Here is a 20,483-nt window from a genome sequence, read left to right on the forward strand (position 1 = left end):
CGCTAACGCTCCTCGCAATGACGAATGGCTAGAGACGGGTTAGAGGCAGTAAGTCACGATGGGCAAGATCACCGGTTTTCTCGAAATCGAACGTCACGATCGCAAGTATGCGCCGGTCGCGGAGCGGCTGAAGCACTACAAGGAATTCGTGATTCCGCTCGGCGACAAGGACACGCAGAGCCAGGCCGCGCGCTGCATGAATTGCGGCATTCCCTATTGCCACGGCACAGGCTCGGTGCAGCCCGGCACGCCCGGCTGCCCGGTCAACAACCAGATCCCGGACTGGAATGATCTGGTTTACGCCGGCAACTGGGAAGAGGCCTCGCGCAACCTGCATTCCACCAACAACTTCCCGGAATTCACCGGCCGCATCTGCCCGGCGCCGTGCGAAGCGTCCTGCACGCTGAACATCGACGACAATCCGGTGACCATCAAGACGATCGAATGCGCCATCGTCGACAAGGCCTGGGACAATGGCTGGCTGAAGCCGCAGGTCGCCACTGAAAAGACCGGCCACAAGGTCGCCGTGATCGGCGCCGGCCCGGCCGGCATGGCCTGCGCGCAGCAGCTCGCCCGCGCCGGCCACGAAGTCCATGTCTATGAGAAATTCGCCAAGGCCGGCGGCCTGATGCGCTACGGCATTCCCGACTTCAAGATGGAAAAGACCGTGATCGACCGTCGCGTCGAGCAGATGGTCGGCGAAGGCGTCGTCTTCCACTACAACACGCCGGTGGGCGGCACGGCTCCGAATGCCGTCGATCCCGTCGAGCTCGCCAAGACCTATGACGCCATCGCGCTCACCGGCGGCGCCGAGCATGGCCGCGATCTGCCGATCCCGGGCCGTGAGCTCGACGGCATCCATTTCGCGATGGATTTCCTGCCGCAGCAGAACCGTCGCGTCGGCAACGAGCCGCTCGGCGACGTCAAGGACATCCTGGCCGGCGGCAAGCATGTGGTCGTCATCGGCGGCGGCGATACCGGTTCGGACTGTATCGGCACCTCGCTCCGTCAGGGCGCGCTCTCGGTGACCCAGCTCGAAATCATGCCGGCGCCGCCGGAAAAGGAAAACAAGGGTCTCACCTGGCCGAACTGGCCGCTGAAGATGCGCACCTCGTCGAGCCAGGCGGAAGGCGCGGAGCGTGAGTTCGCGGTGCTGACCCAGAGCTTCGAAGGCAAGGACGGCAAGGTCACGCAGCTGAATTGCGTGCGCGTCGACGACAAGTTCAAGCCGATCCCGGGCTCCGAATTCGCCCTCAAGGCCGATCTCGTCCTGCTCGCCATGGGCTTCGTGCATCCCGTGCACGAAGGCATGCTGAAGACCCTCGGCGTCGAGCTCGATCAGCGCGGCAATGTGCAGGCCGGTCTCAACGATTTCGCGACCTCGCTGCCGAAGGTGTATTCGGCCGGCGACATGCGCCGCGGCCAGTCGCTGGTGGTCTGGGCGATTCGCGAAGGCCGTCTCTGTGCGCGCTCGATCGATACGGCGCTGATGGGCACGACGACGCTGCCGCGCTAAAGCGCGAACCTTCTGACGATAAGAAAGAGCCTCGATACGCAAGTATCGAGGCTCTTTGCTTTCATGGTCACAAACTGGGAGGGCTAAGCGACCGCCTGAAACCGCACCTCGTCATTGTTCAGAAAACAGGTCTTGCTGAACAAGGTCAGGTCGAGGGCATTCGGCAACCGGATATCTGCGAGATCGGGGCAGGATTTCATAGCGGGATCGTAGGATCGGTCGATCTGCGAAATGAAAACGAAGATCAGCCCCTTGGTACGTGCAAAGGCTTGCAGCATACGGACCTGTACCATCAATTCCGGCGTCTCGCGCTTCTGGTCGAGTATCTGCAGATAGTCGATCACAACCAGCATCCCGGAAGGCGCGTCGGCTAGTCGGGCTACTATATGCTCGGCGCTGATGGTGTCGGAACGATCGATCTCGAAGAGGGCAGCGAAATCTGCCGGATCGATACCAATGGCATGGAAGCGATCCAGCACATCCTTCTCGGTGTATTCGAGCGTGAAGAACGTCGCGGGATGGCCGGCCTTCATGGCCTGCACCGCAAGTTCGAGACTCATCAGCGTCTTGCCATGTCCAGGCCGGGCGCCGACAAGAACGAGATCGCCGGGGGCAAGCCGTGGGAACAGCTTTTCTGCAGGCGTCGTTGCTTCGTATTTTGCGGCGAGCAGGCTCCAACTCGGAAAACCTTCAATGGCCGCAATCGTATCAAGAGCCTGATGTAGCGGAATCTTTTGACGGCGGGATAGAGCACGTGCGTTACGCTTAAGATGATAGATCGGCGCAGAGAGCTTCATCGCGAAAACCTCCTGATGCGAGCCATGATCGCAATCCCTCCTTATGCGGTGCTCGAACAGTCGGTTTGGATGTCAGCTACCCCGCATGAATGATGCTTTCCCAAGGGAGGGAGGAGGCGCGGGCCACGCCAGAATTGAAGTCTAGCCCAAGAAGCGATGAAACCGGAAGCGGAATGCGAGGCCGGAAACGTCGCAAGCATGGAAAAGAGCCTCGATGCGGCTGCATCGAGGCTCTTTTGATTCAGATGGCCAAAGCGCTCCGACCCACCTAGCGGCGCTGGATCGCTTTGCCTTCGGCGAGGTCCTTACTTCTTCATCGCCGTCTTGTTCGCAGGCGCTGTGACACCAGCCGCCTGCAAGATCAGGTTCGCAACCTGCCGGGCATGCGACACCATGATGAGATGGCCGCCATCGATTTCGACGGTGGTGGCGTTCATGCGCTTGGCGAGGAAGCGCTCGAGGTCGGGGTTGATGGTGCGGTCCTGCTTGGCGACAGCGTAGAAGGACGGCTTGTCGTGCCAGGCGGCCGCGGTGGTGCGGCCGGCAAAGATGCTCGCAGCGGTCTCTCCCTGTTCGGCGAACAGCACTTTTGCCTTCGTCGGTTCGACGGCATTGGCGAAGTCTTTCAGGAAAGCCTGCTCGGACAGCAAGGTGTAGCCGTCATGCGTCTGGATGCCGGCGCGGACCGGGCCAGTAGGGAACTTGCCGGACAGCGCGACGAAATCCTCATCGGCATCGGGCGCGCGCGCAGCCACATAAACCAGCGAGGAGACCTTGGGATCGTTGCCGACATCGCTGACGACGGTGCCGCCCCAGGAATGACCGACCAGCACGGTGGGGCCGTCCTGCAGGGCCAGCGCACGCTTCGCAGCGGCATTGGAATCAGCGAGGGAAGACAACGGGTTCTGAACCGCGGTGACGCGCAGTCCAGCCTTCTGCAGCAGCGGGATCACCTCGCCCCAGCTCGATCCATCGGCCCAGGCGCCGTGGATCAGCACGACATTCCTAGCTTTGACGGGGGCCGTCTGGGCATTGGCAGTCGTGGCGGTGAAAATGGCGGTCAAGGCGCTCATGGCGAGCGCAGTCAGTATCCGGATGGGGGTCATCGCATGAACTCCTGATGGCTTGCGATCGTGGGGCTGCAATGCCGGAGGTTCGATACGGGGCGCGCAGGCGTTACGTCGGAAGCGATCACGGCTGATCACAGGAATGCGAGGACAGTGCGTGCGTACAAACAGAAACGCCCCGGATTTCTCCGGGGCGCTCTGCGCACACAACTACACTACTACTGTACTTGGTCGCCGTTACGCGGCGACTTTCTCCGCCGAGCCGTCGACCACCTTCGGTGCGCTGACGGCGCCGGTGGAAATCGGAATGCTGCGCGGCTTCGCAGCTTCGGGAATCTCGCGCACGAGGTCCACGTGGAGCAGGCCGTTCTCGAGCGAGGCATTCTTCACCTGCACGAAGTCGGCGAGCTGGAAGGCGCGCTCGAAGGCCCGGGCGGCGATGCCGCGATAGAGCACTTCAGCCTTGTTGCCGTTCTCGTTGGCAGCCTTTTCGCCCTTGATCGTCAGCGTATTTTCCTTCGCGACGATGGTGAGTTCGTTCTGCGCAAAGCCGGAAACGGCGACGCTAATACGGTAGTCGTTCTCGCCGAGGCGTTCGATATTGTAGGGCGGATAGCCCGACGCGGTTTCAGCCGTGGTCTGGTCCAGCAAATTGAACAGGCGGTCGAAGCCGACGGTGGAACGATAGAACGGGGTGAGATCATAGGTACGCATAGGGTAGTCCTCCATTGAGCGACTTTAGTCGCCGACACGGCAGCGACTGTTGCAATAACCCGCCCGCCAATCGGGCCGGGCTTTCGTCACATGCAGCCTAGAGAGGCCTGCATGAAGGTGATATGGGAGGGGTGTTGCGGCCTGCAAGGGGAGGCGAAAGAATCTCGCCGGCGCCTTTCAGGCTCTTGAAAACCAGCCTTTTTCACCTAGCCGGTCCCGCATGACGCTCGTCTCGATCCCCGCCAATCCGGTCCCCGAAGGCGCCACGTCCGGCACGATCAAGACACCTGACGGGGTCGAACTGCGGTTTGCGCGCTGGGCGCCGCCGGCCGGCCACAAGGGCACGGTCTGCGTCTTCACCGGCCGCGGCGAGTTCATCGAGAAGTATTTCGAGACCGTGCGCGATCTGCGCGATCGCGGCTTTGCGGTGGCGATGATCGACTGGCGCGGCCAGGGCCATTCGGCGCGGCGCCTGCGCGATGCGCGCAAGGGCTATGTGCGCAATTTTTCGGATTTCGAGATCGATGTCGAAGCCTTCGTGCAGCAGGTGGTGATGCCGGATTGTCCGCCGCCTTATTACGCATTGGCCCATTCCATGGGAGGCGCAGTGATGCTGCGCGTCGCGCATGCCGGCAAGCGCTGGTTTGATCGCATGGTGCTGTCGGCGCCGATGATCGATCTGCCCGGCCGCGCCACCTCGCTGCCGGCGCGGTTGCTGCTGCGCTTCATGCGCTGGACCGGGCAGGGCGGCAACTACGTTCCGGGCGGCAATGGCGATCTGGTCGGGTCAACATCGTTTCCGAACAACAAGCTGACATCGGATCCCGTTCGCTATGCGCGCAATGCGGCGATCCTGCAGGAAGATCCGACCCTCGGCATTGGTGCGCCGACCATTGCCTGGGCGGATACGGCGATCCGCGCCATGCACGGATTTCGCGCGACGCGCTATCCGGTCGATATCCGCCAGCCGATCCTGATGCTGGCGGCAAGCCACGATCAGGTGGTGTCGACGCCGGCGATCGAGGAATTTGCGTATCACCTGCGGGCGGGTTCGCATCTCGTCATCGCGGGGGCGCAGCACGAGATCTTGCAGGAGCAGGATCGTTACCGGCAGCAATTCTGGGCGGCGTTCGATGCGTTCGTGCCGGGGACGCCTTCGTTCAGGTGAGTCTCGTTTGGCATCGCCCGCGAAAGCGGGTGATCCAGTAGACACCGGCGGCGGCGTTTACTGGATCGCCCGGTCGGGCCGGGCGACGACAGACGGAGTGAGAGGGAAGACTATTCATGCTCGGCATTCACGATATCTGGCTGTTCGTTCTCTCCGGCCTGCTGCTCAACATCACGCCCGGGCCGGATACGGCCTATATCATCGGCCGCAGCGTGCAGATCGGATGGCGTGGCGGTGTGGCCGCAGCGTTGGGAATCTGTGCCGGCTGTCTCGTCCATGTCTTCGCCGCAGCGATCGGTCTGTCGGCATTGCTGGCAGCCTCATCCACGGCCTTCACCGTCGTGAAATGGATCGGCGCTGCCTATCTGCTCTATAGCGGCATTCAGATGCTGCGCTGGAAGGCGCCGGAGAATCTGCTGGCGTCGTCGGTCGAGAAGCCGGCAATCAGGCTCAGCCAGGTGTTCTGGCAGGGCGCGCTCACCAATGCGCTGAACCCGAAGGTCGCGCTGTTCTTCCTCGCCTTCCTGCCGCAATTCGTCGATGCCGATGCGCCTCACAAGGCACTGGCGTTCATGGTGCTGGGCCTGATGTTCATCGGCACCGGGGGCGCATGGTGCCTGCTCGTCGCCGTGTTCGCGGCGCGCGCCGCGCGGCGCGTGCGCCAGTCGGGCAAGGGGCTGGTCTGGATCAACCGTGCGCTGGGCGGCGTGTTCATCTATCTCGGCATTCGCGTGGCGTTGCTCGAAGCCAAATAGCGCCGAGGCCGTAGGATGGGTTGAGCGCAGCGAAAACCCATCATCTCATGCGCTGGTGGTGATGGGGTTTCGCGAAGACGCTCAACCCATCCTACGCGACCTCACTTCATCACAGCGAGCGTTGCACTCACCGCGAGATAAATCCCGAGCAGGAGCATCGCGATCAGGAACCAGCGGCGGAATTGCTCCGGCGCCATCCGGTCGCGCACCGCCTGGCCGAGGAACATGCCGGCGAAAGCGGTGATCATGGCGACGACGCCCGGCACGGCGGTCGCGGCATTGAGCAGGCCGGCACTGGTGAGATTGAACGCCTGCGCCACCGTGGCCACGGTGAAATAGAGGCCGAGCGCCTGCACCAGTTCGTTCTTCTCCATGCCGATCGACTGCATGAAGGGCATCGACGGAATGACCTGCACGCCCGTGGCCGCGGACACGACGCCGGTGATCGCACCGACGATGCCGCCAACCCATTTCTCGTCCCTTGGCGCAGTCCTGAACTGGAATTTGACCAGCGTGACCACGGCATAGATCACCAGCAGCACGCCAAGAACGATGGCGCCGTATTTGGCGTAAGGCCCTGTCATCAGGCTGCCGCTGAACCAGATCGCGATCGCCGTGGTGATCAGCAGTGGCCAGAGCCGGCGGATGATGTCGCGCAGATAAGGGCCGGCAAAGGTCTGCCAGATGTTGGTGACGATGGCCGGCACGATGACGATGGTCAGTGCCTGCACCGGGGTCATGGTGGTGGCGAGCAGGCCCATCGAGACAGTGGGCAGGCCGAGGCCGATGACGCCTTTGACGAAGCCTGCGAGTGCGAAGACGGCGGCGATGAGGATGAGCATGGTGTCGATCATGGTGCGACACATTGACCGATCCCGGCGATGGGCACAATCTGGAGGATACGGAGAATGCCTTCGGTCAGGGCGAAGGCTGGAGGACGCGATGCATTTCGATCTGGTCGATCTCAGGCTGTTCGTCGCGGTCGCCGAGGCGCGCAGCATTACCGGCGGCGCGGCGACGGCGAATCTGGCGCTGGCCTCTGCAAGCGCGCGCATTCAGGGGCTGGAAGCGGCGGTCGGTGTCGCGCTGCTCAAGCGCGGGCGGCGCGGCGTCACGCTGACGGCGGCAGGGGAAAGCCTGCTCGGCCATGCCCGGGTGGTGCTGCATGATGTGGAGGCGCTGCGCAGCGATTTGGCGGCCTATGCCACCGGCACCAAGGCCAGCATCGTGCTGCTGGCCAATACCGTCGGACTGTCCGAGCATCTGCCGAAGGCGCTGGCCGCATTCCTGCGCGAGCATCCACAGGTCAGCCTCGAGGCGGAAGAGCGCGAGAGTGCCGATATAGCGCAGGCGATCGCCGCAGGGAGCGCCGATCTCGGCTTTGCTGCCGAGCATACGCTGCCGGAGACGCTCGACCGCTTCATCTTCAGCGAGGATCGTCTGGTCCTGGTGACGGCGCAACGCAACGATCTGGCGTCACGCCGGTCGATCGATTTTCGCGATGTTGTCGATCGCGATTTCATCGGCTTGACCAATGCGACGGCGTTGCAGAACCACATCGGCAAATATGCGGCCCGGCTGGGCGCACGGCTGCGCTATCGCGCCCAGATGCGCGATTTCGACGCCATGTGCCAGATGGCGGCGGCCCATGTGGGCATCGCCATCGTGCCGGAAGTGGCGGCGCGGCGCTGTGCGCGATCGATGCCGATCACGCTGGTGCGGATCAGGGATACCTGGGCCAATCGCAAGCTGGCGATCTGTTTTCGCGATCTGAAGGTGATGTCGCGTCCGGCACAGCAGCTGGTGGAGCATTTGCGGGCGGCGGCGCGGCCGTAGCCCGGATGGAGCGCAGCGTAATCCGGGGACCGGCGTTTCAATTGCTCTGCTGGCCCCGCATTACGCTTCGCTCCATGCGGGCTACATCTCACCCGTTCAGCAGCTTCATCGCCGCTGCGTGCACGCGCGGGTCGCCGGCGGCGATGATCTTGCCGCCGTTCTGCGCCGGCTTGCCGTCCCAGGTCGTCACCACGCCGCCCGCGCCGGTGACGATGGGAATGAGGGCGGCGATGTCATAGGGCTTCAGGTCGGTCTCGATGACCAGATCGAGATGGCCACCGGCCAGCATGCAGTAGGAGTAGCAATCGCCGCCATAGCGGGACAGGCGGACATGCTTCTCGACGCCCTGGAAGATGGCGCGATCGGCCTCGTTCATCAGCAACGGGCTGGTGGTGAACAGCACGGCCTTTTCCAGCGAGTCGCAGCGGCGCACGGCGAGTTTGCGGCCGGTGCCACCTGCGCCCTGATAGCGCGCCGAGCCGTTGTCGCCGGAAAAGCGCTCGCCGATATAGGGCTGGTGCATCATGCCGTAGACCGGCGTGCCCTTGTGCAGCAGCGCGATCAGCGTGCCCCAGGTCGGAAAGCCGGAGATGAAGGATTTGGTGCCGTCGATGGGATCGAGCACCCAGACATAGTCGGCATCCTCGTGCTCGATGCCGAATTCCTCGCCGACGATGCCATGTTGCGGGAAGCTCTGCTTGATCAGGCGACGCATCACGGCCTCGGCGCCGCGGTCGGCTTCGGTGACCGGATCGAAATCACCGGCCTTCTTGTTGTCGATGCTCAGCGAGGTCCGGAAGTAGGGAAGGATGGTCTCACCGGACGCTGTGGCGAGGCGGCCGATAAAGGCGGTGAAATCGATGACCGTCACGGCAGGATCCTTTACGGCGGAGAGATGTTGGCTGGTTGGCACAACCTATATCGTGGCTTGGGTCGGGCTGCATATGAGGCCGACGCATTTGCCCACCGCTCTCGGTTTTGCGCAGACTGCGCAACTGACTTTCTGCGCACTCTGCGCAGTTTGAATCCGATCAGATTTGTGAGCCCAAGAACTGGAATTTGCCATTAGAAATGAATTTATGTTCATTTTTAAGATGTGTCAAAATGGCTGACGTTTTTCCAAGTGTCTGTTTTTGTTCAATTTAATTATGACGATTATGTTCTGCCCGTCCAAAAGCCTTGCATTTTTTGCATGAGAAAAAGCCCGAAAACTCTTGCACTTCGAGGGCTGGGGATGCATATTGTTGCGGTGCGGTAGCGCCTCGCGCTATCGCTGCCCTCCTTGGGCGTTTCCTCCCTAGACTTGGGCCGCTTGCTTTCGCAAGTGGCCCTTTTTTCTTGTCTATGGGGTTTTGCAAGGTAAGCGGCGGTCGGCCGCGGCATTCCAGATTTCTGCTTTCAACAACCCGTATCGTCGACAGCCACGACGACGACTGTCATGCGGCGATGTTTCGCTGGCCGCATGAGGGCAACAAAGTCAAGCGGGCCGCGCTCGCTGAGAACGAGGCGACGCGCCAGGCGCGGTGGTTACTTCTGCATCAACTTGTTGTCGATCTCGGTGAACTTCCCATTGAGGTTCGTGCCGAGCCCGTTGACCACAGCAATGATGGCCAGAGAAATGCCCGCAGCGATCAGACCGTATTCGATCGCGGTCGCGCCCGACTCATCTGCAATGAACGACTTCAAGAGTTTCTTCATTTCAAAATCCCCTGCCAATGTTGATCGCAGCTTGGTGCTGCGTGGGAGGAGTTAGCGATATAAAACCTAAGGTTGCGTGAATCGGCGCGGTAAAAGAGTGGGGTATCGCGGTATTTTTGTATCTTGCTGCGGGCAAATCGGTCTGCGCCCCGCCGAGAACTACTCGGCGGCCGTCTGGAATGGGCCAAGCAGCCCGAGCGGGATGTCGATCAGGGCATCGGCGAGAACGGTGAAGTCCTCGGCGATCCGGTCGAAGCGGGCGGTCCGCTCGCGTTTGCGCTCATCCATATAGATCGACCGGTTCAGCTCGATCTGGACCGCATGCAGGCCGCTGGCGGGATTGCCGTAATGTTCGGTGATGAAACCGCCGGCATAGGGCTTGTTGCGGCCGATCGAATAGCCGAGCCGCTGATAGGTGTCCTCGACCACATCGGTCAGAAGCCCGGCGCAGCTAGTGCCGTAGCGATCACCGATCACCACGTCGGGCCGGCGCGGCTCCTCGCGGGCGATGCCGATGGACGGCATCGAATGGCAATCGACCAGGATGGCCGTGCCGAAGGTCTGATACGCCTTGTTGATCAGGCGGCGCAGGGCGCGGTGATAGGGTTTGTAGAGGCTCTCGATGCGGGTGAGGGCGTCGTCCACATTGAGCCGCTCGCGATAGATCTCCTGGCCATCGCCGACCACGCGCGGAATGGTGCCGAGGCCACCGGCGACGCGCATGGAGCGTGTATTGGCGAAGCTGGGGAGCCGGCCCGTGAACATCCGCGGATCGAGCTCATAGGGCTCGCGATTGACGTCCACATAGGAGCGCGGGAAATGCACCCGCACCACCGGAAAGCCGCGGTTGGCCAGCCCGCCGATCAATTCGTCCATGAACGAATCCTCGGAGCGGCGCAGGGCGGCGATATCGATTCGCGACGCGCCGAGAAACGCGGCGGGATAGACGGTGCCGGAATGGGGCGAGTTGAAAATGATCGGCGCCCGCCATTCGGGCGGCTCGGCAATCTCGAAGGGGGGCGACAGCTCACCGTCAAACTGGGTCATCGTCGCATTTCGTCCCTGCAGGCACGTTTTTCTGGAGCACCAGTCTGGCAGAAAACCGGCGATTTGCGAGGTGTCATTGTCGGGAAAATGGCGTGATCCCGCCGCAGGTCGCCAGCGCGGGGTGCGGGCCGGGTGCGGAATGGCTGTGAATGCGGGGTTTTGTTGCTCTGGATCGCAATCTGGCGCACCATAATGAAACGCTTATCCACATGCCCGCCACGCAAACTTCACCCGAAATTTACCAACCCTCGGGCTTAGTAGGCGCCACGGTTTCCTCACTCGGGTTTGACGTCTCAACGCCATGCACAAGATCCTTCTCGCCGAAGACGACAACGACATGCGCCGGTTCCTGGTGAAGGCACTGGAAAACGCCGGCTTTTCCGTGTCGCACCACGACAACGGGATGTCAGCCTATCAGAGGCTGCGCGAAGAACCCTTTGAAATGCTTCTAACGGATATCGTGATGCCGGAAATGGATGGCATCGAACTGGCCCGCCGCGCCAGTGAGCTCGATCCGGACATCAAGATCATGTTCATCACCGGATTCGCCGCTGTGGCGCTGAATTCGGACTCCGAGGCGCCCAAGAATGCCAAGGTTCTGGCCAAGCCCGTGCACCTGCGCGAATTGGTCAGCGAAGTGAACAAGATGCTCGCGGCCTGAGGGCTGACGATTTCTGCAAAACAGGCAAGGATTTACGCTTCGGCGTCCTTGCCTGACCCGATCGGACCCGTTATAGGGTCCGCATTACCCGTCACGACCGGTTCTTAGGGCGCGTAGCTCAGCGGGAGAGCACTTCCTTGACATGGAAGGGGTCACAGGTTCGATCCCTGTCGCGCCCACCATCTGGCCTCCGGTCCACCAGACAACACGATCTCCACCCAGCAGCAGTCGATTTTTCTCCCATGCAGGGGAGAATGGATGTTCTGTTCCCTTATCGGTCGTTTTCACATGGCAAGTCGGCTATAGCTGTTCTGTCATAAAGTGTTCGACCGGAAGCTATGGCAACGAAGTCCCGGCCCGTTATCGGCGTCATCGGCAACGCCTATCGCATCGAGAACCGGTTTTCCGTCCAGGCGGCCGGAGAAAACAATCTTCGCGCGGTGGCGGAAGTGGCCGGCGCCTTGCCGATGATGTTCGCCGGCACACCCGACATTACGGATGTCGGTGAAGTCCTCGATCTGGTCGATGGTATCCTGCTCACCGGCGCCCGCGCCAACGTGCATCCCACCCGATTCGGCATGCAGGCCTGTATCCGCCATGAGCCCTATGACAACGGGCGGGACGACGTGGCGCTGGCCATGGTCGAGGCCTGCGTCGCGCGCGGGGTCCCGATCTTCGGCATCTGCCGTGGACTGCAGGAGATGAATGTCGCGTTCGGCGGCACGCTGCATCCCGAAATCCGCGAACTGCCCGGCCGCATGAATCACCGCATGCCGCGGCTGGAGAATGGTGAAATCCATCCTGACCCGGCGGTGGTGTTTGCCGATCGACATGACGTGCACCTCACCAGCAACGGCACCTTTGCAAATCTGCTCGGCCGCGAGACCATCACGGTCAACTCCCTGCACGGGCAGGGGATTGAAATTCCCGGTCAGCGCGTGGTGATCGAAGGGATCGCCGAGGACGGCACGGTCGAGGCCATCCGCATCGCGGACGCGCCCGGCTTCGCGCTCGGGGTGCAGTGGCACGCTGAATATGACCCGCAGATCAATCCGATCAATCGCGCGCTCTTCCTGGCTTTTGGCGAGGCTGTCGCAGCGCAAAAGCAGCGCCGGACCATCGGTGTCGCGGCGCCGGCCTGATTGTGTAGCAATATCGTCGTCCTGCGACGATCCGCCTGTTCCTGTTCTCCATCTTTCGTAGGATGCGCGCGAACCAATCGACCCTTTTAAACGTATCACTTCGGCGCTCTTCCGGCATTTGCCGGAGGGGGCATTTGCGTTTGGCCCCGTTTGTGCAAGCATGACGGGCGGACAGGCTGGCGTGCTCGGCAGGAGCGCCGCCGGTGTGAGACCGGAATGAGGAGAGGGACTATGAAACGACTTTTTCTGTTGGGGACCGTGGTCGCTGCCGCCTTTGCAGGCCAGGCGAGCGCGCAGGAGCTGACCGGCACGCTCAAGAAGATCAAGGACACCGGCGCCATCACCATCGGCTTCCGTGATTCCTCGGTGCCGTTCTCCTATCTCGATGACAATCAGAAGCCTGTCGGCTTCGCCATGGACATCTGCTACAAGATCGTCGAGGCGGTGAAGAAAGAGCTGAAGAACGACAAGATCGAGGTGAAGCTCAATCCGGTCACTTCGGCCACGCGCATTCCGCTGATCGCCAACGGCACCGTCGATCTCGAATGCGGCTCCACCACGAACAATGTGGATCGCCAGAAGCAGGTCGGCTTCACCAACACCCACTTCCTCACGGCTAGCCGTTTCGTCTCGAAGAAGACCGCCAAGCTCGAGAAGATCGATGATCTGAAGGGCAAGACCGTCGTGTCGACCTCCGGCACCACCAACATCAAGCAGCTCACCGAAGCGAATGCCGCGCGCAGCCTCGGCATCAATATCGTGCCGGCCAAGGATCACGCCGAGGCTTTCCTGATGGTCGAGACCGACCGCGCAGCAGCCTTCGTGATGGATGACATCCTGCTCGCCTCGTTGGCCGCCGGCGCACGTGATCCGAATGCCTATGTGATCTCGAAGGATGCTTTCTCGAAGCCCGAGCCCTACGGCATCATGCTGCGCAAGGGCGACGACGCGTTCAAGAAGGTTGCGGATGCGGCCACCGCCGAACTCTACAAGAGCCCGGAAGGCGCCAAGCTGTATGAGAAGTGGTTCACCCAGAAGATCCCGCCCAAGGGTCTGAACCTCAACGTCCCGATGGGCCCGGAACAGACCAAGGCGTTTGCCAAGCCGTCGGATTCGCCGGACCCGGACGCGTATCTCTAAGCGACACTCATGTTCATCTCTCCCCGCTTCGCACGAAGCGGGGAGAGGGACACAATGGCCCGGCCATTGCATGGTTTTGGACTGAGACGCGTTTGGGGGACGATGCGTGAACTATAACTGGAACTGGGGCATCTTCTGGGATCAGACGCCCGATGCGACCGGCACTTATTTCGCCTCCCTGATGAGCGGCCTCCAGGTCACCATCCTGCTGGCGCTGGTCGCCTGGATCATCGCTTTCGTCCTTGGCTCCGTGATCGGCATCATGCGCACATTGCCGTCGCGCTGGCCGGTGATGATCGGCAATGCCTATATCGAACTCTTCCGTAACATCCCGCTGCTGGTGCAGCTGTTCATCTGGTTCTTCGTCGTTCCGGAGTTGCTGCCGGGCGAATTCGGCATCTGGGTGAAGCAGCTCCGCAACGGACCCTTCATCGCCGCGATGCTCGGGCTTGGCTTCTACATGTCCTCGCGCGTCGCAGGCCAGGTGACGGCCGGGATCAATGCTCTGCCGAAGGGCCAGCGGATGGCCGGCACGGCGATCGGCCTGACCACGTGGCAGACCTATCGCTACATCCTGCTGCCGCTCGCCTATCGCATCATCTTCCCGCCGCTGACGTCGGAATTCCTGAACACGATCAAGAATACCGCGCCGGCATTGACCATCGGCGTGCTCGAGCTCACCGCGCAGGCGCGCTCGATGCAGGAATTCTCGTTCCAGGTGTTCGAGGCCTTCACCGCCGCTGCGGGCATCTATCTGTTGCTGAGCGCCGTCGTCACGATCGGCATGCGCATGATCGAGAAACGGCTGGTCATCCCCGGCTTCAATGTGGGGAAATAAGTGATGTTCAGCACATTCGATTTCGACGTCATCTGGCGCAGCTTTCCCTACCTCTTCTATCAAGGCATGGTCTTCACCCTGACGCTGACGGCCATCGCGACTTTCTTCGGCCTGATCCTCGGCACGATCATCGCCATGATGCGGCTGTCGTCGAATGCCGTGGTCTCCGGCATCGCGGCCAGCTACGTCAATCTCATGCGCTCGCTGCCGCTGGTGCTGGTGATCTTCCTGTTCTACTTCCTCAGCCCCTATATCGGGCAGTGGATCATCCGCGCCGACCAGCCGGTGCAGGTCGGCGCCTATACGTCGACCATCATCACCTTCACCTTGTTCGAGGCGGCCTACTTCGCCGAGATCATGCGTGCCGGCATCCAGTCGGTACCGCGGGGGCAGGTCATGGCCGGCTATGCGATCGGCCTCAATTATCGTGGCGTGATGCGCTACGTCACGCTGCCGCAGGCGTTCCGCAACATGCTGCCGGTGATCTTCACCCAGACCATCGTGCTGTTTCAGGACACCTCGCTAGTCTATGTGCTGTCGATCACCGACTTCCTCGGCGCCGCCGCCAAGGTGGCGCAGCGCGATGGTCGCCTGACCGAAATGTATCTGTTCGCAGCGGTGGTCTATTTCGTCATCAGCTTCACCGCCTCCTTCTTCGTGAAGCGCTTGCAAAAGCGCATCAGCATCATCCGCTAATCAAGACGGTCGATCCCCATGCCCATGATTTCCATCGACAATGTCAGCAAGTGGTACAATCCGCAGTTTCAGGTGCTGAAGAACTGCACGACCAAGGTCGAGAAAGGCGAGGTCGTCGTCGTCTGCGGCCCGTCCGGCTCGGGAAAGTCCACGCTGATCAAGACCGTGAATGCGCTCGAGCCGGTGCAGGAAGGCACCATCACGGTCGACGGCCTCAATGTCACGACGATGAAGCGGGATCTGCCGAAGCTGCGCTCGCGCGTCGGCATGGTGTTTCAGCACTTCGAGCTGTTTCCGCATCTGAAGATCGTGGAGAATCTCTGCCTCGGCCAGACCATCGTGCTTGGTCGCAAGGAAGAGGCTGCGCGCAAGAAGGCGATGGCCATGCTGGAGCGCGTCGGCCTCACGGCGCATGCGGAGAAGTATCCCGGCCAGCTCTCCGGCGGCCAGCAGCAGCGCGTCGCCATTGCGCGGGCGCTGGTGATGGACCCGATCTGCATGCTGTTCGACGAGCCGACCTCGGCGCTCGATCCCGAGATGATCAACGAGGTGCTCGACGTCATGGTCGAACTCGCCAAGGAAGGCATGACCATGATGGTGGTGACCCATGAAATGGGCTTCGCCAAGAAGGTCGCCAACCGCGTCATCTTCATGGATGCGGGCGAGATCGTCGAGGACGCGCAGAAGGACGACTTCTTCGGCCATCCGCGCAGCGACCGTGCGCAGCTATTCCTGTCGAAGATTCTCTCGCACTGACGCCTGCAATTTCAGCGCGTTGCTGCATTACATTTGTGCAGCGCGGTGGATGCTACCTGACCCGACAATTAACGATTGTGTCAGGAATGCAGTGGTACTCCTGAACCCGCGAGAACAGGCCCGCGCGGTTCGCGGCTGATCCCAAGACCACTCAGGTCGTCGTCCTCGCGGGCAGCACATGTCGTTGCTGCCTCACGATTTCCGTCGTTTAGCGTCTGTTGGGGCGTGCCGCCTTCAGCCGTGCAGGCTTTGTCTGCGCGCGGGCTGGCGCGTGCCGTTCCGGGAAGTGGGGGGCATGGTGAAGATCAATCGCGTCGGCAACAAACTCGGTTTGGCCGGCTTGATAGGCATCCTGTTATCCATCGGCGTCGTCGCCAATCAGATGCATACCGAGACGGAAGTCTCCGACGTCAATCATCGGGCCGATGTGCAGCAGCAGATCGCCGATGGCACGCGCGAGGCGGATGCGCTGATGCGCAGCATGCAGACGGCCAGCCAGAGCCTGCGCATCGCGATCACGACTCCCGACATGGACAAGAGTGTCGCCGAAATCAAGGCGGCGAAAGCGGCCCAGGACAAGATCCTGGACGCAAACATCGCCGCGGCGCGTCGACAGGAAAACCGGGACAATTTCGCGAGGATCAAGGCGCTGACAGCGTCCTATGTCTCGGCCGCCGACGAACTCGCTGGTCTGCAGAAGAAGCTGCTCGATCTTTACCGCACGCGCAATGTCGCCGTGCTCGACTGGAACAGGCATCTCGAACAGATGCGCCTGACCACGGCGGTGAACCAGGCGCCGAACTGGGGTGATGTCGATAACCAGCTCAAGATCGCCGACGGTGCCATCAGCGCCGTTCAAGCCGCTGCCTGGCGCTATGCGTCGCTGAACGAGATCGTTCAGAAAGGGCTGATCGTCACCAAGGCCAAGGCGCTGAACGATGCGCTGGCCAAGGCCAGCGTTGCCGAGGATAGCGAGCTGGTGCAGAACGGCCTGACCCAGCTTAGCGCCGACATGCGGAAATTCATGACGGCGACCGACGAGGCCATCCAGGTCAACGACCAGAAGACCGACATCGTTCGCAAGAAGCTCACACCGGCGGCAACGTCCGCCGGCGAGCTGGTGGCCGTGGCTGTGACGAATGCAGGCAAGGCCGTGACCGAAGCCCGCAATCAGGCGGCTGCAACCATGGAGCGCTCGGGCCAGATCAATCTCGCGCTCGGTGTCGCGGTGGTCGCTGTGCTGGTCGGATCGATGGTGTTCAGCTTCTTCGGCGTCGCCCGGCCGATGACCCGTCTCAATGCCGCCATGGGCCGGATGGCGGGAGGCGATCTGGATGTCGTCATCCCCGGTGCCCGGCGCGGTGATGAAATCGGCGATATCGCCAAGACCGTCTCGGTGATCCGCGACAATGCCGAACGCAAGGCGCGGGACGAGGCCAACGCGCGCGTCGATCAGGACAATGAGGCGGCAGCAGCGCGCCGGCGCGAGATGGCAAATCTGGCCGATGGCTTCGAGCGGGCCGTTGGCAACATCGTCGATAACGTTTCTACGGCCTCGTCGCAGCTGGAGCAATCGGCGGGCGGACTGACGGCAACGGCCGAGCAGGCCAAGGAGCTCACCGTGGCGGTCGCCAACGCGTCCGACGAGGCATCGGGGAACGTCCAGGCGGTGGCCTCGTCGACCGAGGAGATGTCGTCCTCGATCAACGAGATCAGCCGGCAGGTGCAGGAGTCCGCCGGGATCGCCAATTCGGCGGTGGATCAGGCGCACCGGACCAATGAGCGCGTTGCCGAACTGGCCAAGGCGGCCGCGCGTATCGGCGATGTGGTCGAGCTGATCAACACCATCGCCAGCCAGACCAATCTCCTGGCCCTCAATGCGACCATCGAAGCGGCACGCGCCGGCGATGCCGGGCGCGGCTTTGCGGTCGTCGCCGCCGAGGTCAAGGCGCTCGCGCAGCAGACTGCCAGCGCGACCAGCGAGATCTCCCAGCAGATCTCCGGCATCCAGGCCGCGACCCGGGAATCGGTGAATGCCATTGCCGAAATCGGCGACACCATCGGCAGGATGTCCGAGATCGCCTCGACCATCGCCTCCGCCGTCGAGGAGCAGGGCGCAGCGACCCAGGAGATTGCGCGCAATGTCCAGCAGGCCGCCCACGGCACTATGCAGGTGAGCGCCAATATCGCCGACGTCCAGCGTGGCGCGACTGCGACGGGCTCGGCCTCGTCACAGGTTCTCTCCGCTGCGCAGTCGCTATCCAGCGAAAGCGGACGGCTCAAACGCGAAGTCGGTAAATTCCTGGACTCGGTCCGGGCCGCCTAACATGTCGTCGATCCAGTAAGGAATGCCAGCCATGTCACTGCTCAATCTCCGCATTCGCGGCCGCCTCTATGGCGGCTTCGGCGCTCTGGTTCTGTTCGGGCTGGCGAGCTCGGGCTTCGCTGTCTGGCAGATGACGGAAGTCGGGACGCGGGTCGCCTCCATGACCCAGCTGTCGAGCAACACCATCCGCGCGGCCGAAGTGGCTTCGGAACTGCAGGCGGTGCGCGGCGCCATCCTGCGCTACTCGTTCGATCAGGATGAAGCGTCGATTGCCGATGCCGACAGGCGATTGGCCAGTCTGGCGGCAAGCGTCGATACGGTGATGAAAGCGAGCCGCTCGGAAGAGCGCCGCACGGCGTATCAGGCGATCGCGAAGGATGTTGCCGAGGTGACGAAGCAGCGGCAGGCGCTTGGCGAAGCCGTCAAGCAGGTGGTCGCGGGGCGCGAAGTCCTGCAGGAGGCCGGCGACAAGCTCTCCTCCAGCCTGCGCAAGCTCACGATCAGCACGCGCAACACGACTTATGGCCAGGGATCGACCAAGCTCGAGGCGGACACGCTGATGGTCCAGATCGCCAACTGGCGGTTCTTCTCCAGCCGTGACGACAAGCACATCGAAGCGTTCAAGGACCAGGCCCGGATTGCCGAGCAGCAGATCGGCGAAATGGAAAAGATGCAGATGCCGCCGACGCTGGCTGCGCTGTTCGGCACTATCCGCACCAATCTGAAGAGCTACGCGGCGCTGTTCGAAAAAGCTGCCGCCAGCATGCAGGCATCGGACGCGATCTTCAACAAGTCGATCAGCCCGCTCATCGTCAATGCGATCGCCAGGGTCGAGGTCGTCAAGACAGGGATCCAGCAAGCCCAGCTGCAGACGGTCGCTGCGACGAATGACCAGATTTCGACGACCACCACATTGCAGACGGTCGTCGCGGCCGTCTCGACGGTGATCGGCCTGGTCATCGCCTTCCTGATCGCGCGTGGCATCATCGGGCCACTGTCCGGCCTCACCGCGAGCATGAAGCGCCTCGCCGATGGCGATTTCGGCGTGGTGCTGCCCGGCCTCGGTCGCAAGGACGAGGTCGGCGACATGGCGCGTGCCGTCGAAGGCTTCAAGGTGAAGGCCGAGGAAAAGGCGCGCATCGAGGCGGAAGCCAAGCTCACCCAGGATCAGCAGGCAGCGTTGCAGCGCCGTCGCGACATGGTCCGCCTGGCCGATGATTTCGAATCTGCGGTCGGCCAGATCGTCGAGGCAGTCTCTTCTGCGTCGAACGAGCTGGAAGGCTCTGCCGGCATGCTGACATCGACGGCGGAGCGGTCGCAGGAACTGACCACGATGGTTGCTGCGGCGTCCGAGGAAGCGTCGACCAATGTGCAGTCGGTGGCCTCGTCGACGGAAGAAATGACATCCTCCATCAATGAGATCAGCCGACAGGTTCAGGAATCGTCGCGCATTGCCAGCGCGGCGGTCGACCAGGCGCAGAAGACCAATGATCGCGTAGGTGAATTGTCGCGCGCGGCCGGTCGGATCGGGGCGGTGGTCGAACTGATCAACACCATCGCCGGCCAGACCAACCTTCTGGCGCTCAATGCGACCATTGAAGCGGCGCGCGCCGGCGATGCCGGCCGTGGTTTCGCAGTCGTGGCGGCCGAGGTGAAGGCGCTGGCGGAACAGACCGCCAAGGCCACCGGCGAGATCAGCGCGCAGATCGCCAGCATCCAGACAGCCACGGACGAATCCGTCTCGGCGATCCAGGAGATCGGCACCACCATTGGCCAGATGTCGGAAATCGCGTCCACCATCGCTTCGGCGGTCGAGCAGCAGGGCGCGGCCACGCAGGAAATCTCCCGCAACGTCCAGCAGGCGGCGCATGGTACGCGTGAAGTTTCGTCGAACATTGTCGACGTCCAGCGTGGTGCCAGCGAGACCGGGACGGCGTCCTCCCAGGTGCTGTCGGCAGCACGGTCGCTGTCGTCTGAAAGCGGTCGTCTGAAGCAGCAGGTCGGCCGCTTCCTCGATACCGTGCGCGCAGCCTGATTTTCGTACGATCCAGCACAAGGCCGGCGCTTCAGCGCCGGCCTTTCTGATTCTCGTGGCAACCAAAAGCGGGACGGCGCGCCCGTGGCATAGCTACGATTGCACCGCTTTTTTAACCTTCTGCAGTCATGGTTGCTGTCGAGGGCACTGAATCCGATTCCAGTCTGCGCAGGTCTGGTCGGCGGTCAGATCCACCCCTCGCGGAAACCAAGAAAATCCAGTTTCATTACGTCGTTCAGCCAACGGTCGAAAACCGAGGGACAGGATAGTTATGCTCGCCAGCTTCTCCAT

At 62.1% G+C, this 20,483-nt stretch carries 19 protein-coding genes and 1 tRNA gene; 13 read left to right on the plus strand and 7 right to left on the minus strand.

Translation table 11 applies throughout. The features are described from left to right. Positions 1-58: 58 nt before the first annotated feature. Positions 59-1,516, plus strand: coding sequence for a glutamate synthase subunit beta (locus tag ACIQ17_RS09175; RefSeq protein ID WP_398467658.1), 1,458 nt, complete (start codon positions 59-61; stop codon positions 1,514-1,516). Positions 1,517-1,599: 83 nt separating this feature from the next. Here the strand turns inward: ACIQ17_RS09175 and ACIQ17_RS09180 are convergent, their stop codons facing one another. The 3 genes from ACIQ17_RS09180 to ACIQ17_RS09190 all read right to left on the minus strand — a co-directional run bounded on the left by ACIQ17_RS09180 (position 1,600) and on the right by ACIQ17_RS09190 (position 4,094). Continuing rightward, on the minus strand, positions 1,600-2,313 hold the full coding sequence (locus ACIQ17_RS09180; RefSeq protein WP_398467660.1) for a DNA helicase: 714 nt from the start codon (positions 2,311-2,313) through the stop codon (positions 1,600-1,602). 305 nt (positions 2,314-2,618) lie between these two features. Next, positions 2,619-3,386 (minus strand): alpha/beta fold hydrolase, encoded by a 768-nt coding sequence (locus ACIQ17_RS09185; protein WP_398467689.1) that lies wholly within the window; start codon positions 3,384-3,386, stop codon positions 2,619-2,621. A 231-nt stretch (positions 3,387-3,617) separates the two neighbouring features. Beyond that, on the minus strand, positions 3,618-4,094 hold the full coding sequence (locus tag ACIQ17_RS09190; RefSeq protein ID WP_398467662.1) for an Hsp20 family protein: 477 nt from the start codon (positions 4,092-4,094) through the stop codon (positions 3,618-3,620). Positions 4,095-4,314: 220 nt separating this feature from the next. Between ACIQ17_RS09190 and ACIQ17_RS09195 the strand changes: the two genes are divergently transcribed. Together ACIQ17_RS09195 and ACIQ17_RS09200 are read left to right on the plus strand one after the other, a co-directional pair. Further along, entirely contained in the window at positions 4,315-5,262 is a 948-nt protein-coding gene (locus tag ACIQ17_RS09195) for an alpha/beta fold hydrolase (protein WP_398467664.1), read from the plus strand. Between the two features lie 116 nt (positions 5,263-5,378). Continuing rightward, positions 5,379-6,017: a LysE family translocator gene (locus ACIQ17_RS09200; RefSeq protein WP_398467666.1), complete on the plus strand. Its 639-nt coding sequence runs from the start codon at positions 5,379-5,381 to the stop codon at positions 6,015-6,017. Between the two features lie 101 nt (positions 6,018-6,118). Here ACIQ17_RS09200 and ACIQ17_RS09205 read toward each other — a convergent pair whose 3' ends face one another. Continuing rightward, entirely contained in the window at positions 6,119-6,871 is a 753-nt protein-coding gene (locus ACIQ17_RS09205) for a sulfite exporter TauE/SafE family protein (protein ID WP_398467691.1), read from the minus strand. A gap of 88 nt (positions 6,872-6,959) precedes the next feature. Between ACIQ17_RS09205 and ACIQ17_RS09210 the strand changes: the two genes are divergently transcribed. Beyond that, positions 6,960-7,853 carry a LysR substrate-binding domain-containing protein gene (locus ACIQ17_RS09210; protein ID WP_398467668.1) on the plus strand — a complete coding sequence of 298 codons (894 nt, stop codon included), beginning with the start codon at positions 6,960-6,962 and terminating at the stop codon, positions 7,851-7,853. 88 nt (positions 7,854-7,941) lie between these two features. Here ACIQ17_RS09210 and hisN read toward each other — a convergent pair whose 3' ends face one another. The 3 genes from hisN to ACIQ17_RS09225 all read right to left on the minus strand — a co-directional run bounded on the left by hisN (position 7,942) and on the right by ACIQ17_RS09225 (position 10,598). Beyond that, positions 7,942-8,724 (minus strand): histidinol-phosphatase, encoded by a 783-nt coding sequence (gene hisN, locus ACIQ17_RS09215; protein ID WP_398467670.1) that lies wholly within the window; start codon positions 8,722-8,724, stop codon positions 7,942-7,944. A 656-nt stretch (positions 8,725-9,380) separates the two neighbouring features. Then, the gene (locus ACIQ17_RS09220) at positions 9,381-9,551 is read right to left on the minus strand and encodes a Flp family type IVb pilin (RefSeq protein WP_398467672.1); all 171 of its coding nucleotides are present in this window, start codon (positions 9,549-9,551) and stop codon (positions 9,381-9,383) included. 159 nt (positions 9,552-9,710) lie between these two features. Then, complete coding sequence (locus ACIQ17_RS09225) at positions 9,711-10,598, minus strand: N-formylglutamate amidohydrolase (RefSeq protein WP_398467674.1); 888 nt, start codon at positions 10,596-10,598, stop codon at positions 9,711-9,713. Positions 10,599-10,899: 301 nt separating this feature from the next. Between ACIQ17_RS09225 and cpdR the strand changes: the two genes are divergently transcribed. The 9 genes from cpdR (at position 10,900) to ACIQ17_RS09270 (ending at position 20,192) form a co-directional block, all read left to right on the plus strand. Continuing rightward, on the plus strand, positions 10,900-11,259 hold the full coding sequence (gene cpdR / locus ACIQ17_RS09230) for a cell cycle two-component system response regulator CpdR (RefSeq protein WP_211910339.1): 360 nt from the start codon (positions 10,900-10,902) through the stop codon (positions 11,257-11,259). A 107-nt stretch (positions 11,260-11,366) separates the two neighbouring features. Further along, positions 11,367-11,441: transfer RNA gene (locus ACIQ17_RS09235), tRNA-Val, on the plus strand. Between the two features lie 156 nt (positions 11,442-11,597). Continuing rightward, positions 11,598-12,401 (plus strand): gamma-glutamyl-gamma-aminobutyrate hydrolase family protein, encoded by an 804-nt coding sequence (locus tag ACIQ17_RS09240; RefSeq protein WP_398467677.1) that lies wholly within the window; start codon positions 11,598-11,600, stop codon positions 12,399-12,401. A 231-nt stretch (positions 12,402-12,632) separates the two neighbouring features. After that, positions 12,633-13,541 (plus strand): amino acid ABC transporter substrate-binding protein, encoded by a 909-nt coding sequence (locus ACIQ17_RS09245; protein ID WP_398467679.1) that lies wholly within the window; start codon positions 12,633-12,635, stop codon positions 13,539-13,541. Between the two features lie 106 nt (positions 13,542-13,647). Next, on the plus strand, positions 13,648-14,379 hold the full coding sequence (locus ACIQ17_RS09250; protein WP_398467681.1) for an amino acid ABC transporter permease: 732 nt from the start codon (positions 13,648-13,650) through the stop codon (positions 14,377-14,379). Positions 14,380-14,382: 3 nt separating this feature from the next. Further along, positions 14,383-15,075: an amino acid ABC transporter permease gene (locus ACIQ17_RS09255; RefSeq protein ID WP_398467683.1), complete on the plus strand. Its 693-nt coding sequence runs from the start codon at positions 14,383-14,385 to the stop codon at positions 15,073-15,075. A 24-nt stretch (positions 15,076-15,099) separates the two neighbouring features. Next, complete coding sequence (locus ACIQ17_RS09260; RefSeq protein ID WP_398467694.1) at positions 15,100-15,831, plus strand: amino acid ABC transporter ATP-binding protein; 732 nt, start codon at positions 15,100-15,102, stop codon at positions 15,829-15,831. Positions 15,832-16,126: 295 nt separating this feature from the next. Continuing rightward, complete coding sequence (locus ACIQ17_RS09265; protein WP_398467685.1) at positions 16,127-18,157, plus strand: methyl-accepting chemotaxis protein; 2,031 nt, start codon at positions 16,127-16,129, stop codon at positions 18,155-18,157. A gap of 31 nt (positions 18,158-18,188) precedes the next feature. After that, positions 18,189-20,192: a methyl-accepting chemotaxis protein gene (locus ACIQ17_RS09270; RefSeq protein ID WP_398467687.1), complete on the plus strand. Its 2,004-nt coding sequence runs from the start codon at positions 18,189-18,191 to the stop codon at positions 20,190-20,192. Positions 20,193-20,483 lie beyond the last annotated feature (291 nt).

It is taken from the genome of Tardiphaga sp., assembly GCF_044340795.1.
GTDB lineage: Bacteria > Pseudomonadota > Alphaproteobacteria > Rhizobiales > Xanthobacteraceae > Tardiphaga.

Coding starts and splice junctions, on each gene's coding strand:
- ACIQ17_RS09175 (WP_398467658.1), top strand. CDS start 59: ATGGGCAAGATCACCGGTTTTCTCGAAATCGAACGTCACGATCGCAAG.
- ACIQ17_RS09180 (WP_398467660.1), bottom strand. CDS start 2,313: ATGAAGCTCTCTGCGCCGATCTATCATCTTAAGCGTAACGCACGTGCT.
- ACIQ17_RS09185 (WP_398467689.1), bottom strand. CDS start 3,386: ATGAGCGCCTTGACCGCCATTTTCACCGCCACGACTGCCAATGCCCAG.
- ACIQ17_RS09190 (WP_398467662.1), bottom strand. CDS start 4,094: ATGCGTACCTATGATCTCACCCCGTTCTATCGTTCCACCGTCGGCTTC.
- ACIQ17_RS09195 (WP_398467664.1), top strand. CDS start 4,315: ATGACGCTCGTCTCGATCCCCGCCAATCCGGTCCCCGAAGGCGCCACG.
- ACIQ17_RS09200 (WP_398467666.1), top strand. CDS start 5,379: ATGCTCGGCATTCACGATATCTGGCTGTTCGTTCTCTCCGGCCTGCTG.
- ACIQ17_RS09205 (WP_398467691.1), bottom strand. CDS start 6,871: ATGATCGACACCATGCTCATCCTCATCGCCGCCGTCTTCGCACTCGCA.
- ACIQ17_RS09210 (WP_398467668.1), top strand. CDS start 6,960: ATGCATTTCGATCTGGTCGATCTCAGGCTGTTCGTCGCGGTCGCCGAG.
- ACIQ17_RS09220 (WP_398467672.1), bottom strand. CDS start 9,551: ATGAAGAAACTCTTGAAGTCGTTCATTGCAGATGAGTCGGGCGCGACC.
- ACIQ17_RS09225 (WP_398467674.1), bottom strand. CDS start 10,598: ATGACCCAGTTTGACGGTGAGCTGTCGCCCCCCTTCGAGATTGCCGAG.
- cpdR (WP_211910339.1), top strand. CDS start 10,900: ATGCACAAGATCCTTCTCGCCGAAGACGACAACGACATGCGCCGGTTC.
- ACIQ17_RS09240 (WP_398467677.1), top strand. CDS start 11,598: ATGGCAACGAAGTCCCGGCCCGTTATCGGCGTCATCGGCAACGCCTAT.
- ACIQ17_RS09245 (WP_398467679.1), top strand. CDS start 12,633: ATGAAACGACTTTTTCTGTTGGGGACCGTGGTCGCTGCCGCCTTTGCA.
- ACIQ17_RS09255 (WP_398467683.1), top strand. CDS start 14,383: ATGTTCAGCACATTCGATTTCGACGTCATCTGGCGCAGCTTTCCCTAC.
- ACIQ17_RS09260 (WP_398467694.1), top strand. CDS start 15,100: ATGATTTCCATCGACAATGTCAGCAAGTGGTACAATCCGCAGTTTCAG.
- ACIQ17_RS09265 (WP_398467685.1), top strand. CDS start 16,127: ATGGTGAAGATCAATCGCGTCGGCAACAAACTCGGTTTGGCCGGCTTG.
- ACIQ17_RS09270 (WP_398467687.1), top strand. CDS start 18,189: ATGTCACTGCTCAATCTCCGCATTCGCGGCCGCCTCTATGGCGGCTTC.